The organism is Bradyrhizobium sp. RT6a (assembly GCF_040547675.1).
GTDB lineage: Bacteria > Pseudomonadota > Alphaproteobacteria > Rhizobiales > Xanthobacteraceae > Bradyrhizobium.
On record NZ_JBEPQC010000003.1, the window covers coordinates 566,997 to 579,882 of the forward strand.

Consider the following 12,886-nt stretch of genomic DNA (forward strand, 5'->3'; position numbering starts at 1 on the left):
CCGATGCTGTTCAACGACTATCCCTTTCTCCTGGTCTTCCTGCCCGCGGCGCTGCTGATCTATCGCCTGGCCGATCCTCATCCGCAGTTGCGCATCGGCGTGCAGGTCGCGCTGTCGCTCGCCTTCTACGCCTGGGGTAGTCCGTCCTTCTTCCTGCTCCTGATCGGCTCGATCGCGATCAACTGGCTCGCCTCGGTCGCTTATGGGCGCGTGAAGTGGCCGGCGGTGCTGACGCTGGTGATCGTGCTCGATTTTGCGGTGCTGGCGTTGTTCAAATACGCCAACTTCCTTCTCGCTAATCTCGGTCTCGTGCTGGGTACGACGTTGCCGGTGCTCGACGTCGGGCTGCCGCTCGGCATCTCCTTCTTCACCTTCCACCACATCATGTACCTGGTCGACCTCAAGCGCGGCAGGGCGCCGCTCTATGCGCTCGACCGCTACGCGCTCTACATCGCCTTCTTTCCCCAGGCGATCGCCGGTCCCCTGGCGCGCTGGTCGGAGGTGATGCATCAGTTCGGCAGACAGGTCTACGTTCCGGGCTGGCAGCGTCAGTTCTGCGTCGCGACCTGCTTCATTGCGATCGGCCTGTTCGAAAAAATCGTGATCGCCGACGGCCTCGCGCATCTGCTCGATCCCATCTACGCGCAGGCAGCGAATGGCCCGCTTGCGAGCGGTGATGCCTGGCTCGCCTTCTGCTTCTCCTTCCAGATACTGTTCGATTTCTCCGGCTATTCCGACATCGCGATCGGCCTCGGCCTCCTGTTCGGCGTGCAGCTGCCGTACAATTTCAACGCGCCGCTGCGCTCGACCAATATCCAGGATTTCTGGCAGCGCTGGCACATCACATTGATGCTGTTCCTGCGCGACTACGTGTTTTATCCGCTGGTCAATCTGCGTCTTTTGCCGCGGAGCTGGCGGCCCGTGCAGTTTTTCGGCGCGATGATGATCACGATGGCGCTGTGCGGCCTGTGGCACGGCGCGAGCTGGACCTTCGTGCTGTGGGGCGTGCTGCACGGGCTTGCGCTGGTCGCCTGCACGCTGTGGCGTCGCTATGGCCCGAATTTCCCGTCATGGCTCGGCTGGGCGCTCACCGTGCTGTTCGTGCTCGCAACCGGCGTGGTCTTCCGCGCGGGGTCGGTGGAGGCGGCATGGCACGTCTTCTGTGGGCTGGTTTCGCCGCTGCCGCTCGAGCGCGGAAAGCATTTGTGGCCGCTGATCGCAGCGCCGCTGTTCGCCTTCCTGCTGCCGGCGAGCCAGGACATCGTGGCGGTGTTCACGCGCCGTCCCAATCCGTGGCTCGCGGGTCTGCTCGGTCTTGGGCTATTCGCATTGCTGCTCCATATGGGTGGTCGGGATCTCCATGACTTCGTCTACTTCAAGTTTTGAGACCGACCCCGGCTGGGGCCGGAGCTTGCTCGCGTGTCTGGGCACGCTGATCGGCGCTGCGCTGCTGGTGCTCGCACTCATGGTGGTGGTCGATCCCTATGACAGCGGCAAGCTCGGTCTGTTCGGTATCGACGGCGTCGACAATCGTCTGACCCAGATCACGGCCGCGAGCCGCGCTAGGAATCCGGATTTCAATGCCGCTATCCTGGGCAACTCGACGGCGCAGATGATCGAGCCGACGAAATTGTCGCGCGCGACCGGCCTGCGCTTCGTGCAGCTCTACATGACCGGTGCGTTTCCCCGCCAGGAGCTCGCGGTGCTGGACTTCTTCCTCCGGAATCACGAGCACGTCGGCGCACTGGTGATCGTAGCCGACCCCGGCTGGTGCGCGCATGCACGGGCGAAGGAGGAGGGCGGCGCCCCATTTCCCGACTGGCTCTATGACAGAAGCGTCGTCACCTACGCGGCACGTCTGATCTCATGGCAGGCAATCGAGCAGGCTTTTCAACGGATCAGTATCGGGCTCGGCCGGCGACCACGGATGAACCCCGACGGCTTTGTCAGCTACGAGGACATCTGGCCGCCGGGCCAATTCAAGGAAGTCGGCTGGCCCAGGGATCCGGCGCCGTCTTCGTCCGCCGAGATGCGGGCGACATTTCCCGAGATCGCTGCGCTGGCAGATAGCGTCAGGACATTGCCGGCCGATGTGCCCGTCGTCATCATCGTGCCCCCGACCTTCGCGACCACCGTGCCGAAGCCCGATACGGAAGCCGCCCTGGAGCGCAGCGCCTGCGACGCCGCGCTGAAGAAAGTGGTCGCAGGCCGCCCGCGCAGCAATTTCATCAGCTATCGCGTTGACAACGATCTCACGCGCGACCGCGCCAATTTTGCCGACTTCATCCACTATCGCCCCATCCTCGCGCGCAAGATCGAGCAGGGGATCGCTGCGAGCCTGCGCGATGGAGAGAGCGCGAAGATCGATTTCTGAATCGTCTCAGCCGAGCTGCTCGAAACCGCCATCGAGCCAGAGCTTGCGCGCCAGCTTGCGCTGGATCTTGCCGCTGGTGGTCTTCGGCAGGGTGCCGGGCCGGATCAGCGCGATGTGGCGCGCGGAGAGTTCGTGGTTGTCGGTGACGGCCTCGCGAATCCGGCCCGTGATCGCTTCGGTGTCGATCGAGTGGCGCGCGGTGCGCTCGATTTCCTGGACGATGACGAGCGTTTCTTCGCCGGTCTCGTCCGGCACCGAGAACGCCGCGCCGCAGTTTTCGCGCAAAGCTTGGTCGAGGGACTGCACCGTGCGCTCGACGTCCTGGGGATAATGGTTGATGCCGCGGACGATGATGAGGTCCTTGATCCGTCCCGTGACGAACAATTCGCCTGTGACGTCGATGAAGCCGAGGTCCCCGGTGCGCAGCCACGCACCGTCTTCGCCGGCAAGCTGCGCATTGAGCCCCTCGCGCGTCGCCTCGTCGTTGCGCCAATAGGCGCGTGCGACATTGGCCCCGTTCACCCATATCTCGCCGACGCGGTCCGCGGGCAGGCGCGTCCGATTGTCCGCGTCCACGATCGCGATCCGTTCGCCGGTGAGCGCGCGCCCGCAGCCGACGGCGATTTGCGTATCTTCGGCGATGGAAGGCGCCTCCGCCGCGTGCGCCTGAAGCGCCGTGCGGCTCACGGTGCGTGTGACATGACCGCCGCCGCGGCGTCCGCCGGAAATCAGGAGCGTCGCTTCCGCCATTCCGTAGGCGGGATACATCGCGCGCGGGTCGAAGCCGTGCGGCGCAAATGTCTGGGCGAACCGTTCGATGGTTTCCGCATGCACCGGCTCTGCGCCGTTCAGCGCGATCCTGAGCGAGGACAGGTCCGCGCTATCCATGTGGTCGGCCCGATAGCGGCTGACGCAGAGGTCGAAGCCGAAATTCGGGCTGCACGCCACTTCCGCGCGATAGTGCGAGATCGCGCGGAGCCAGCCGAGCGGCCGCTGCATGAACGCGTTCGGCGCCATCAACACGCAGGTCGCCCCGACATAGAGCGCCTGCAGCGCGTTCAGGATCAGCCCCATGTCGTGATAGAGCGGCACCCAATTCACGTAAGTCGATTGCCGGGTGTTGCCGAGCCCGAGCCGGATCATCTCGAGATTGGCAAGCAGATTGGCGTGGCTCACCATCACGCCCTTGGGCGCGGACGTCGAGCCGGAGGTGTATTGCAGGAAGGCGATGTCGTCCCGCGCCGGTTCGGGTAGTTCGATCGTCTCGCCGTCGGCCGCGGCGAGATCGACCTCGATCCATCGAATGTTCTCCTGCGTGAAGCGTGCCCGCAGATCCCCACGGAGCGCGACGGCCGAATTGGTGAGTGCCAGCGTCGGCGTGCAATTGGCGAGTATCGTGGCGCTGGCGTCGCGCGCGCTGTTTCGCCGCGGCATCATCATCGGCACGGCGATGATGCCGGCCATCAGACAGCCGAAGAACGCCACCATGAATTCGATGCCGGGCGGAAACACCAGGATGGCGCGGTCGCCCGGACGCGCAGCCGCAGTCAGTCGCGACGCGAGCGCGGATGCGGAGTGATGCAGTTGGCGGAAGGTGAGGACAGCTTCCTCCGCCCCGCGATCAGAGACGAAGACATAGGCGCGGTCGTCGGCCTGCTCCTCTGCACGCCGGGCCAGCAGTGCCACGAGCGAGCGGAAGGTTTCCATGGGTTGCGCCGGCTTCAGCCGCCCTCAGGCGGCGGGGCGGATTGCGCGCTTGTCGGCGAGAAATCGCGACAGCGCCTCAACGGTCGGATGGTCGTAAAAGTCGTCCGTCGATAGTTCGAGGTCGAGCTTCTCTTCGAGTTCCATCATCAGGTAGACCAGCATCGCCGAATCGAGCCCGAGGCGGCTGAATTTCGTGCCGATGTCGACGCGGTCCTTCGAAATGCGCAGGATATTTGCCAGGGCGGTAACGCAGAAATCCGAAATCTGCTCGCGTGTCATGTCATGCCCCAGAAACAATGGGAACGACAATACGGGCGACCCCCTGGTTGTCAATTTGGTCGGAACGCCGCTGCGTTGAAGGTTGTGGACTGTTGCTTCCTTGCGTCGGCCGGTGCCCAATCCGTGCACAGGCTGGCGCTATTTCCTGCGCTCCACTGCGGCAAGCGCCCGTCGCCGCAGCGGCTTTCTGATTCGCTGGCGCGGCAACGCCGCGTCCAGATAGGGTCAGTTCTGGTAGTAATAGCCACGCGGCTGGTAAACCTGCCGGGGCTGCGGCTGATAGTAGGTGCCGTTGCCCTGATTGTAATATTGCTGCGGCTGCTGCTGATAGACCTGCGCGTCATAGATCGGGCGGCTCCCGCGCGGGGCGGGGTAGCGCGCGCCGGTGTCGCTGCCATCGGCCGGATAGATGTAGTTGTCATCCTGCGGCATGTAGCGGCGGGCAGGCGCGGCCTGAGGCGCCAAGTTCACGGGATCGCCTGATGTGGCGTATTGCTCTTCGGCGGCCTGCGGCGCGCGGGCCACTGCCGTGGGGTTGCGGCCACGCGGATTGCGCGCCAGCGCCACCTGCGCCGAGCCGGTCAGCGTTACCGTGGTGTTGAGCACGCCCTGCTGCTGTACCAGCGCGTAGAGCGTCGTGGCATTCTGGCGCGACAGCCGCACGCAGCCATGCGAGGCGGGGGTGCCGAGCCGGCCGACCGAGTCGGTGCCATGGATGGCGTGCCCGACCTTCGTAAAGAAGATCGCGTGCGGCATCGGCGCGTCGTCGAATTCCTTGGAGTAGTGATCCTCTTCCATGCGGAAGGTGCGGAACGCGCCGTTCGGCGTCTCCCGCGAGGGGATGCCTGTCGACACCGGCCAGTGGTAGCGCGCGACGCCGTCGACAGCGACGGTCATCTGCTGATTGTCCTTGTCGACGGTGATCTCGACCTTGGCCTGCGCGGTGCCCGCGCTCAAAAGCATCAGGGAGGTGAAAGCAATAAAAAACGAACGCATCTGACTTCTGGCCTCCGGCCTGTTCACACTAGGCGCCGCGGCTCTCCGTCCCCCGGCGTGCACTATGCCTGCAATCCGGCTTTCGTTCCAGCGGCCTGCCCGCCCATCGTTAACGGGACGCCCGGCGTAAGCAAGGCCGCTTTGTGCCGCAAAGCCATCGGCGGTGCTGACATTTTCGCGAGCGGAAGATGCGTTCACAACGCCGACAATTGGTCACATTGGCGCAACCATTTGGCTGCATCAGCGTTGCGATTGACCTGCCTTGGCTGGCGACCTACGCCGCTGGTTTTACCTTTGGGAATGAAGATGAACAGAGTTTGTGTCGCCGCCGCTTCACGGCCGGCTGGTCTGCCTTTCCGTCTGCTCTTCGCTGGCGCCGCCGTTCTGGCCGCGCTGTCCTGCATCCCACAGCCTGGCCATGCCCAAGGCATCGTTCGGGGCGCCCAGGAAGGTTCATATGAAGGCAACCGGATCGCCGGCCCCGTGGGCGGCGTGGTGGGTGGCGCGGTCGGCGCCGGTGTCGGCGGTGCCGTCGGCGCGGTCGAGGGGGTGTTCGGCATTCCCCATCGCGGCCACCGTCGCTGCCGCGGCTATTACGACGGGTACAACCGCTTCCACTGCTATCGGTGACCGCTGGCGATTCCGGGGCGCACCAGTGCCCCCGGAATGACGGCCAGGATCAGTTCTTCAACCGATACCCCGTGCGGAAAATCCACCAGATCGCGACCAGACAGATCACCAGGAACGCCGTGGTCATGCCGATGCTGACGGCCATGCTGACGTCCGCGATCTCGTAGAAGCTCCAGCGGAAGCCGGAGATCAGATAGACGACCGGATTGAGCAGCGCCACCGTGCGCCAAGCGGGCGGCAGCATGTCGATGGAATAGAAGCTGCCGCCGAGGAAGGTCAGCGGCGTCACCACCAGCATCGGGATCATCTGCAGCTTTTCGAACCCGTCGGCCCAGATGCCGATGATGAAGCCGAACAGGCTGAACGTCACCGCCGTCAGCACCAGGAAGGCCAGCATCCAGACCGGATGATGGATGTGCAGCGGCACGAACAGGCCGGCCGTGGCGAGGATGATCAGGCCGAGGATGATCGATTTGGTCGCGGCCGCGCCGACATAGCCGAGCACGATCTCGAAATAGGAGATCGGCGCCGACAGGATCTCGTAGATCGTGCCGGTGAATTTCGGGAAGTAGATGCCGAACGAGGCGTTGGCGATGCTCTGCGTCAGCACCGAGAGCATGATCAGGCCCGGCACGATGAAGGTGCCGTAGCTGACGCCCTCGACCTGGCTGATGCGCGAGCCGATCGCGGCGCCGAATACCACGAAATACAGCGAGGTCGAGACCACCGGCGAGACGATGCTTTGCAGCAGCGTGCGCCAGGTGCGCGCCATTTCGAACAGGTAGATGGCGCGGACAGCCCGGTAGTTCATGACGCCCTCACGAGATCGACGAAGATGTCCTCGAGCGACGATTGCGTCGTGTCGAGATCGTTGAAACGGATGCCGGCGGTGCGAAGGTCGCCGAGCAGGCTGGTGATGCCGGTGCGCTCGCCCTTGGTGTCGTAGTCGTAGACCAGCGTCGCGCCGCCGTCACAGAGGTCGAGCTCGTAATGGCCAAGACTCTCCGGCAGCGCATCGAGCTTGCCTTGCAGGTGCAGCGTCAGCCGCTTCTTGCCCAGCTTCTGCATCAAGGTGGCCTTGTCCTCGACCAGCACGATCTCGCCCTTGTTGATGACGCCGATGCGGTCGGCCATCTCCTCGGCTTCCTCGATGTAATGCGTGGTCAGGATGATGGTGACACCGGATTGCTGAAGCGTGCGCACCACCTCCCACATGCCCTTGCGCAGTTCGACGTCGACGCCGGCGGTCGGCTCGTCCAGGAATAGGATTTGCGGCTCGTGCGACAGCGCTTTGGCGATCATCACGCGGCGCTTCATGCCGCCGGAGAGCGTGATGATCTTGCTGTCCTTCTTGTCCCACAGCGAGAGGTCCTTCAGCACCTTCTCGATATGATCGGGGTTCTTCGGCTTGCCGAACAGCCCGCGGGAGAAGCTCACGGTCGCCCACACGCTCTCGAAGGCATCGGTGTGCAATTCCTGCGGCACCAGCCCGATCAGCGAGCGCGCCTTGCGATAGGAGGTCTGGATGTTCTCGCCGCCGACGAGGACCTTGCCTTCGCTCGGATTGGCGATGCCGCAGATGATCGAGATCAGCGTGGTCTTGCCGGCGCCGTTGGGGCCGAGCAACGCGAAGATTTCGCCGCGCTTGATGTCGAGATTGACGTTCTTGAGCGCCTTGAAGCCGGACCCATAGGTCTTCGACAAATTGGCGACGGAAATGATGGAGGACATGATGGCCGCAAGTCTGAGGGGCAAAGGCTGGGGAGGGAGGCTGGAACCAGCCGGGAGGGGCGGGTCAGCGGAGCCCTGAGATAGGAAGGCCCTTGCGCGGCTGCAATCAGCGGGAGAAAAATGGCCTCAAAACGGACCCTTCGGTGGCAGGTTTCGGGCAAGTGTTGCGCGATGGTCACGGCTCGCCGCTAAGATCGTCGTTCACGCGGCTCTTTGTTGCGTCTGCGAGCAGGCCATGGCTACGATTCCGATCGAAGCATACTCCCAGGGAAAAGATCGATGAGACCGAACGGCCGTCATACCGCCGGCGCCAGCCAGTTGTCCGCCCTCCGTGCGTGGGCGATGGGCCTGCTTCTGCTGTCAGCTGTTGCCATCAGCCCGACCGCCGCCAAGGCGGCGCCGAGCCAGGCTGCGGTCGCGACCACGCATGTCTACCTGCTCCGCGGCGTGCTCAACATCTTCTCGCTCGGGCTCGACACGATCGGCGCCCGCCTCCAGGCGCAGGGCATCCCGGTGACCGTCGCGAATTTCGTGTCCTGGTCCTCGCTCGCGGACGAGGCGGCTGCCGCCTACAAGGCCGGCCGGCTCAAGACCATCGTGCTAGTCGGGCACTCCTCCGGCGCGACCGCGCTGCCGGACATGATCGCCAAGCTCAACCGTCTTGGCGTTCCCGTGAAACTCGCGGTCGGGCTCGACTCCGTGTTCAAGACCAAGCTGTCGACCGGCGCTGAACGCTACATCAACATCTATATCGGCGACGGCCCCGGCGAGCCGGTGAAGCGCGCGGACGGGTTTCGCGGCAAGCTCGACAATGTCGACGTCCGCGGCTCCGGCGTCGGCCACATCTCGATCGACAAGAACGAGGCGATCCAGCGCCGCGTGATTGCCGAGATCGACGCCGCAATCATGCGCTCGCGCGCACCGGCTCCGGTTGCCGAACCCGGCGCGCCCAGGCCGGCGCGTTCGGCGGCGGCAACGGCTCCCCGGAATTAAGCCCTTCGCCGCAAGGCGCTGAATTGACAATGCCGCCGTCATGCCGACGGCGGCATTGTCGTATCTGCGCCAGCCAGACTTCTGCACAAGACAACGCTTGAGCACCTGCCGGTCGGAGGAAGGGAACTCGGCACCCGATCTGGTGTTGTCACACCATGACAAGAAAACGAAACGTCGGCCCCATGGCGGTTCAGCCCGAGCGGGCGTGGGCCGGTCGACCTGTTTCCGAAAATGTCCTTGAGAAAAAGCCGCAGCCGCAATCGAGCCAGTTGAGCGCGACGCGAGCCGGCCTGTTGAGGCAGCACGCGCTCCGAACGCAGCGTGCGCTGCTCGCCGGCAACAGCGACGGTCGCAAGAGTTAAGAGTTCCTCGAATTGACAGGCCGGTTTTCCGGTGTGCCGTCTGTCTGGGGCCAGTCCACGTGAAGTTTTTTCAGTGCCCGTCATGCCGCCATCCTGTCTCGTTCGAGCACGTCGCGTGCGCGAATTGCAGCACCGAGCTGGCGTTCGATTCCTCGCGCATCGAGATGACGAAACTTGCATCCCATCAAGCTTGCCGGAATCGCGAGATCATCGGCTGCAACTGGTGTGTCGAGGGCGCGGACTGGTATTGCGGCTCGTGCCGCCTCACGCGCACGATTCCAAACCTCGGCAGCACCAGAAACATCATGCTCTGGCGCCGCATGGAGGAAGCCAAGCGCCGCCTTCTCTATGATCTCGGTCGCCTCAGGCTTCCTCTCGCATCGCGCACCGGCGAACAATTGGCGTTCGACATTCTCTCGGACGAGGTCAGTCCGATCCTGACCGGGCATCTCTCGGGCCTGATCACGCTCAACCTTGCGGAGGCCGACGATGTCGAGCGAGAATCTCGCCGTGTCGCATTCCGGGAGCCGTACCGCACGTTGCTCGGGCATTTCCGGCACGAGATCGGTCACTTCTATTGGGACCTGCTCGTTGACGGCACGACATTCCAGGCTCCGTTCAAGCTGATCTTCGGTGACCAGGCGCAGGACTACCAGGCCGCGATCAACACCTATTACAGCCGCGCCGATCGTTCATACGACCGAAGCGGCTTCATCAGCGAATACGCCACGTCCCATCCCTGGGAAGATTGGGCGGAAACGTTCGCGCATTTCCTGCATATCGTGTCGACGCTCGACTCGCTGGCAGGTTTGCCGTTGTCGCTGGACGAGCGCGCCCGCCAGACCCTGACAGATCCCTATCTCGAGAGCGACTTCGAGGCGCTCCTGGCCCTGTGGATGCCGCTTGCTCGTAGCATCAACGAACTCAACCGCTCGCTCGGGATGAGCGACGCATACCCGTTCGACATATCGCCGGCGGTCAAAGGCAAGCTGCATCTCGTCCACATGGCCATCAGCGCATTCCGCGATCAGCAGAGCCTGGCGGCGTAAACGTCGCGGCGGACAGCCCCCCGCTACGTCAGGAAGGCGCGAATGGAATCCGCGATCTCCTTCGCGTGCGTCTCCAGCGCGAAATGACCGGTGTCAAAGAACTGCACCTGGGCGTTCGGATTGTCGCGCTTGAATGCCTTGGCGCCGGGCGGAATGAAGAATGGATCGTTCTTGCCCCAGACCGCGAGGAACGGCGGCTTGTGCTTGCGGAAATACTCCTGGAAGGCGGGATAGAGCGCGACGTTGCTCTTGTAGTCGCCCATAAGATCGAGCTGCACGTCGTCCGCGCCCGGGCGCGCAAGGTAGAAATTGTCGAGATTTTGCCCGTCCGGTGACACGGTCGTCGGATCGGGGACCCCATGCGTGTACTGCCAGCGCGTCGCTTCCGGCGTGAGGAAGGCGCGCAGCGCATCGCGATTGGCGGGCGACGGATCCTGCCAATAGGCCCTGATCGGTGTCCAGCCCTCACTCAGGCCATCCACATAGGCGTTGCCGTTCTGCGAGATGATCGCCGTGATCCGCTCGGGGTGACTGAGCGCAAGCCGGAAACCTGTCGGCGCGCCGTAGTCGAAGACGTAGACCGCGAACCGGTCGAAGCCGATCACTTCGGTGAAGCGTTCGATCACGCGTGCGAAATTGTCGAACGTGTAACGGAAGCTTTCGCGCGAAGGCATGTCGGATTGGCCGAAGCCCGGAAGGTCGGGCGCCACGATATGAAATCTGTCGGCAAGCAGTGGGATGAGGTCGCGAAACATGTGGCCTGCGCTGGGGAAGCCGTGCAGCAGCAGGAGTTTTGGCGCTCCGACGGTGCCGGCCTCGCGATAGGCCACCTTGAACCCGTCGACATCCGCGCTGCGGTACGTGATTGAGGCCATGACATTCCCATTGGAAGTAACCATATAGAAGCTTTTTAAGAGGTTACTATCCGCCGTCGTAACTTGTCAATGGCACCCTAACTGGTTATCTACGTCCATGTTCTCCCGACCGGCCAAGGACCGCTCATGGACCGCCCGCCCGCCATGTTCATCGCCGACTCGCTCGGCCTAGACTTCCTCAATTCGGTGGCGACGCCGGTCGATACGCCAATGGACTGGATCGACGATGGTGATGGCCTGATCGACTGGCTGGCGCAGGCGAAGCTGGTGCCGGCGGATGATCTGCACACGCTGACGGCGCGCGCCACGCCCGACGAGCTGGACAAGGTCGCGGATCAGGCGCGCGCCTTGCGCGAATGGTTCAGGGGGTTCGTGCGCAAGCATGCAGGCAGGCCGCTCACGACAGATGCACTGCGCGAGCTCGGTCCATTGAACAGCCTGCTGGAGCGCGAGGAAGCGTTCAGCCGGATCGAGCCCGGGCATGACGATGGCGGCGCTCTCGCACTGCGAATGAAGCGGCGCTGGCGATCGCCGGAAGCGTTATTGCTCACGGTTGGCGAAGCCATGGCGAAGTTCGTATGCGAGGAGGACTTTTCGAACGTCAAGGCATGCGGGGGTCACAACTGCACCATGCTGTTCGCCGACCACACGCGCAGGCGCGCGCGACGATGGTGCATCATGGCGGTCTGCGGCAACCGCGCGAAACAGGCCGCGCACCGCAGCAGGCTCAAGAGCATCCAGTGATTGGGCGTCGAGATGCTCAAATGAGCGTCGATCGAGCCCCGGTTCCGTGCCCCAAATTCCACCCAATCGGTCGTCACTAAGCGCCTTCGGGGGAGGCTGCAGCCTCCCGGAGTGGGACTGCTGGACTGATGATCGATTTGAGGCGACTCCTCGCGGTGGCAGCCGTTGCGCTGCTCGCCTTGGGCATCGGGACGGCCGTTGCCTCACCTGCCAAGACGAAGCCCACGGCGGCCGCACCCGCGGCGCCACCGCCCCCACCGTTCGAGCCATTGCCGCCGCCGAAAATCTACCTGTTCCGTGGCGCCATGGGGCCGTTCTTCTCCACCGGCATGGACCGGCTCGAAGAGAAGCTGACGCAGGCCGGCTTTTCGGCCAACGTCTATGAATTCACCATCTGCCGATGGATCGGCGATCGTGCCATCTCCAGCTACAAGGAAACGCCGGCGCCGATCGTGCTGATCGGGCATTCGATGGGCGGGCTTTGCTCGATCGTCATCTCCGAGATGGCGGCCAAGGAGAACATCCCGATCAGCCTCGTCATCACCATCGATCCCGCGCATGCGACCGGCGACGTGCCGCTCAATGTCGAGCGCTTCATCAACATCTACCTCTCCGACAGCGTGCTCGGCGGCGGCAACGTGGTCGCGGTGCCGGGCTATCGCGGTCATTACGCGAGCTATGACCTGAAGGAGAACGCGCGGGTCAGCCACATCAACATCGAGAAGTCCGACGACATCCATCGTCAGATCGTCGACATGGTCACGCAGTTGCCGCGCATCCCGCCCCAGACGCAGGTCGATGCCGTGCCGCTGCGTTATCTCGTGCCGGCGAATACGCTGGTCGAATTGTGGGACAGTGGCGTGCGGCTACCGGTGCGCCGCGGCGACACCATGGAGAGCATCGCGGCGGCCAACCGCGTGCCGCTGTGGTCGCTCGCGCAGAGCAACTCGCTGCCGGAGAACGCGACGCTCACCCCCGGCCAGTCCATCATCGTCCCGCGCCACCTGACGCCGCCGGAGCCGACAGCCGCCATGGCAACCCCACCGCCCGCACGGCGGTAAGCGGCCAGCAACGGAGATGGCCGGGATGGAGCTTGTCTGCTGCCAGGCACCATCCCTCGCGGCCCCTGTCATTCACGCATCTTGT

At 63.9% G+C, this 12,886-nt stretch carries 13 protein-coding genes; 7 read left to right on the forward strand and 6 right to left on the reverse strand.

Annotated elements, in window-relative coordinates:
* Positions 1–3 precede the first annotated feature (3 nt).
* Positions 4–1,386 carry an MBOAT family O-acyltransferase gene (locus ABIC03_RS20665; RefSeq protein ID WP_354060548.1) on the forward strand — a complete coding sequence of 461 codons (1,383 nt, stop codon included), beginning with the start codon at positions 4–6 and terminating at the stop codon, positions 1,384–1,386.
* 25 nt (positions 1,387–1,411) lie between these two features.
* The gene (locus ABIC03_RS20670) at positions 1,412–2,374 is read left to right on the forward strand and encodes a hypothetical protein (RefSeq protein WP_354060550.1); all 963 of its coding nucleotides are present in this window, start codon (positions 1,412–1,414) and stop codon (positions 2,372–2,374) included.
* 6 nt (positions 2,375–2,380) lie between these two features.
* Here the strand turns inward: ABIC03_RS20670 and ABIC03_RS20675 are convergent, their stop codons facing one another.
* From ABIC03_RS20675 to ABIC03_RS20685, 3 genes are all read right to left on the reverse strand, one after another.
* Entirely contained in the window at positions 2,381–4,081 is a 1,701-nt protein-coding gene (locus ABIC03_RS20675) for a fatty acyl-AMP ligase (RefSeq protein WP_354060552.1), read from the reverse strand.
* Positions 4,082–4,105: 24 nt separating this feature from the next.
* The gene (locus tag ABIC03_RS20680) at positions 4,106–4,360 is read right to left on the reverse strand and encodes an acyl carrier protein (protein ID WP_354060554.1); all 255 of its coding nucleotides are present in this window, start codon (positions 4,358–4,360) and stop codon (positions 4,106–4,108) included.
* Between the two features lie 225 nt (positions 4,361–4,585).
* Positions 4,586–5,356, reverse strand: coding sequence for a L,D-transpeptidase (locus ABIC03_RS20685; protein ID WP_354060556.1), 771 nt, complete (start codon positions 5,354–5,356; stop codon positions 4,586–4,588).
* 306 nt (positions 5,357–5,662) lie between these two features.
* Here ABIC03_RS20685 and ABIC03_RS20690 point away from each other — a divergent pair, with 306 nt between their 5' ends.
* Complete coding sequence (locus tag ABIC03_RS20690; RefSeq protein WP_275173846.1) at positions 5,663–5,986, forward strand: hypothetical protein; 324 nt, start codon at positions 5,663–5,665, stop codon at positions 5,984–5,986.
* A gap of 49 nt (positions 5,987–6,035) precedes the next feature.
* Here the strand turns inward: ABIC03_RS20690 and ABIC03_RS20695 are convergent, their stop codons facing one another.
* Both ABIC03_RS20695 and ABIC03_RS20700 read right to left on the reverse strand, forming a co-directional pair.
* Positions 6,036–6,797, reverse strand: coding sequence for an ABC transporter permease (locus tag ABIC03_RS20695; RefSeq protein ID WP_354060558.1), 762 nt, complete (start codon positions 6,795–6,797; stop codon positions 6,036–6,038).
* Positions 6,794–7,717 carry an ABC transporter ATP-binding protein gene (locus tag ABIC03_RS20700; RefSeq protein ID WP_007600889.1) on the reverse strand — a complete coding sequence of 308 codons (924 nt, stop codon included), beginning with the start codon at positions 7,715–7,717 and terminating at the stop codon, positions 6,794–6,796. The genes ABIC03_RS20695 and ABIC03_RS20700 overlap by 4 nt, the downstream gene beginning before the upstream one ends.
* Before the next feature lie 279 nt (positions 7,718–7,996).
* Here ABIC03_RS20700 and ABIC03_RS20705 point away from each other — a divergent pair, with 279 nt between their 5' ends.
* Positions 7,997–8,710 carry a hypothetical protein gene (locus ABIC03_RS20705; RefSeq protein ID WP_354060560.1) on the forward strand — a complete coding sequence of 238 codons (714 nt, stop codon included), beginning with the start codon at positions 7,997–7,999 and terminating at the stop codon, positions 8,708–8,710.
* A 421-nt stretch (positions 8,711–9,131) separates the two neighbouring features.
* On the forward strand, positions 9,132–10,121 hold the full coding sequence (locus ABIC03_RS20710) for a zinc-binding metallopeptidase family protein (protein WP_354060566.1): 990 nt from the start codon (positions 9,132–9,134) through the stop codon (positions 10,119–10,121).
* Positions 10,122–10,144: 23 nt separating this feature from the next.
* On the opposite strand, the gene ABIC03_RS20715 is transcribed toward ABIC03_RS20710, so the two are convergent.
* Positions 10,145–10,996 carry an alpha/beta fold hydrolase gene (locus tag ABIC03_RS20715; protein ID WP_354060568.1) on the reverse strand — a complete coding sequence of 284 codons (852 nt, stop codon included), beginning with the start codon at positions 10,994–10,996 and terminating at the stop codon, positions 10,145–10,147.
* 126 nt (positions 10,997–11,122) lie between these two features.
* On the opposite strand from ABIC03_RS20715, the gene ABIC03_RS20720 reads away from it, so the two are divergent.
* Entirely contained in the window at positions 11,123–11,740 is a 618-nt protein-coding gene (locus ABIC03_RS20720) for a CGNR zinc finger domain-containing protein (protein WP_354060570.1), read from the forward strand.
* Positions 11,741–11,868: 128 nt separating this feature from the next.
* Entirely contained in the window at positions 11,869–12,801 is a 933-nt protein-coding gene (locus ABIC03_RS20725; RefSeq protein ID WP_354060572.1) for a LysM peptidoglycan-binding domain-containing protein, read from the forward strand.
* The last annotated feature ends 85 nt before the right edge of the window (positions 12,802–12,886 follow it).

Bases quoted from the DNA above. Each gene is read 5' to 3' on its own strand.
- ABIC03_RS20665 (WP_354060548.1), top strand. From the start codon at position 4: ATGCTGTTCAACGACTATCCCTTTCTCCTGGTCTTCCTGCCCGCGGCG.
- ABIC03_RS20675 (WP_354060552.1), bottom strand. From the start codon at position 4,081: ATGGAAACCTTCCGCTCGCTCGTGGCACTGCTGGCCCGGCGTGCAGAG.
- ABIC03_RS20680 (WP_354060554.1), bottom strand. From the start codon at position 4,360: ATGACACGCGAGCAGATTTCGGATTTCTGCGTTACCGCCCTGGCAAAT.
- ABIC03_RS20685 (WP_354060556.1), bottom strand. From the start codon at position 5,356: ATGCGTTCGTTTTTTATTGCTTTCACCTCCCTGATGCTTTTGAGCGCG.
- ABIC03_RS20690 (WP_275173846.1), top strand. From the start codon at position 5,663: ATGAACAGAGTTTGTGTCGCCGCCGCTTCACGGCCGGCTGGTCTGCCT.
- ABIC03_RS20695 (WP_354060558.1), bottom strand. From the start codon at position 6,797: ATGAACTACCGGGCTGTCCGCGCCATCTACCTGTTCGAAATGGCGCGC.
- ABIC03_RS20700 (WP_007600889.1), bottom strand. From the start codon at position 7,717: ATGTCCTCCATCATTTCCGTCGCCAATTTGTCGAAGACCTATGGGTCC.
- ABIC03_RS20705 (WP_354060560.1), top strand. From the start codon at position 7,997: ATGAGACCGAACGGCCGTCATACCGCCGGCGCCAGCCAGTTGTCCGCC.
- ABIC03_RS20715 (WP_354060568.1), bottom strand. From the start codon at position 10,996: ATGGCCTCAATCACGTACCGCAGCGCGGATGTCGACGGGTTCAAGGTG.
- ABIC03_RS20720 (WP_354060570.1), top strand. From the start codon at position 11,123: ATGGACCGCCCGCCCGCCATGTTCATCGCCGACTCGCTCGGCCTAGAC.
- ABIC03_RS20725 (WP_354060572.1), top strand. From the start codon at position 11,869: ATGATCGATTTGAGGCGACTCCTCGCGGTGGCAGCCGTTGCGCTGCTC.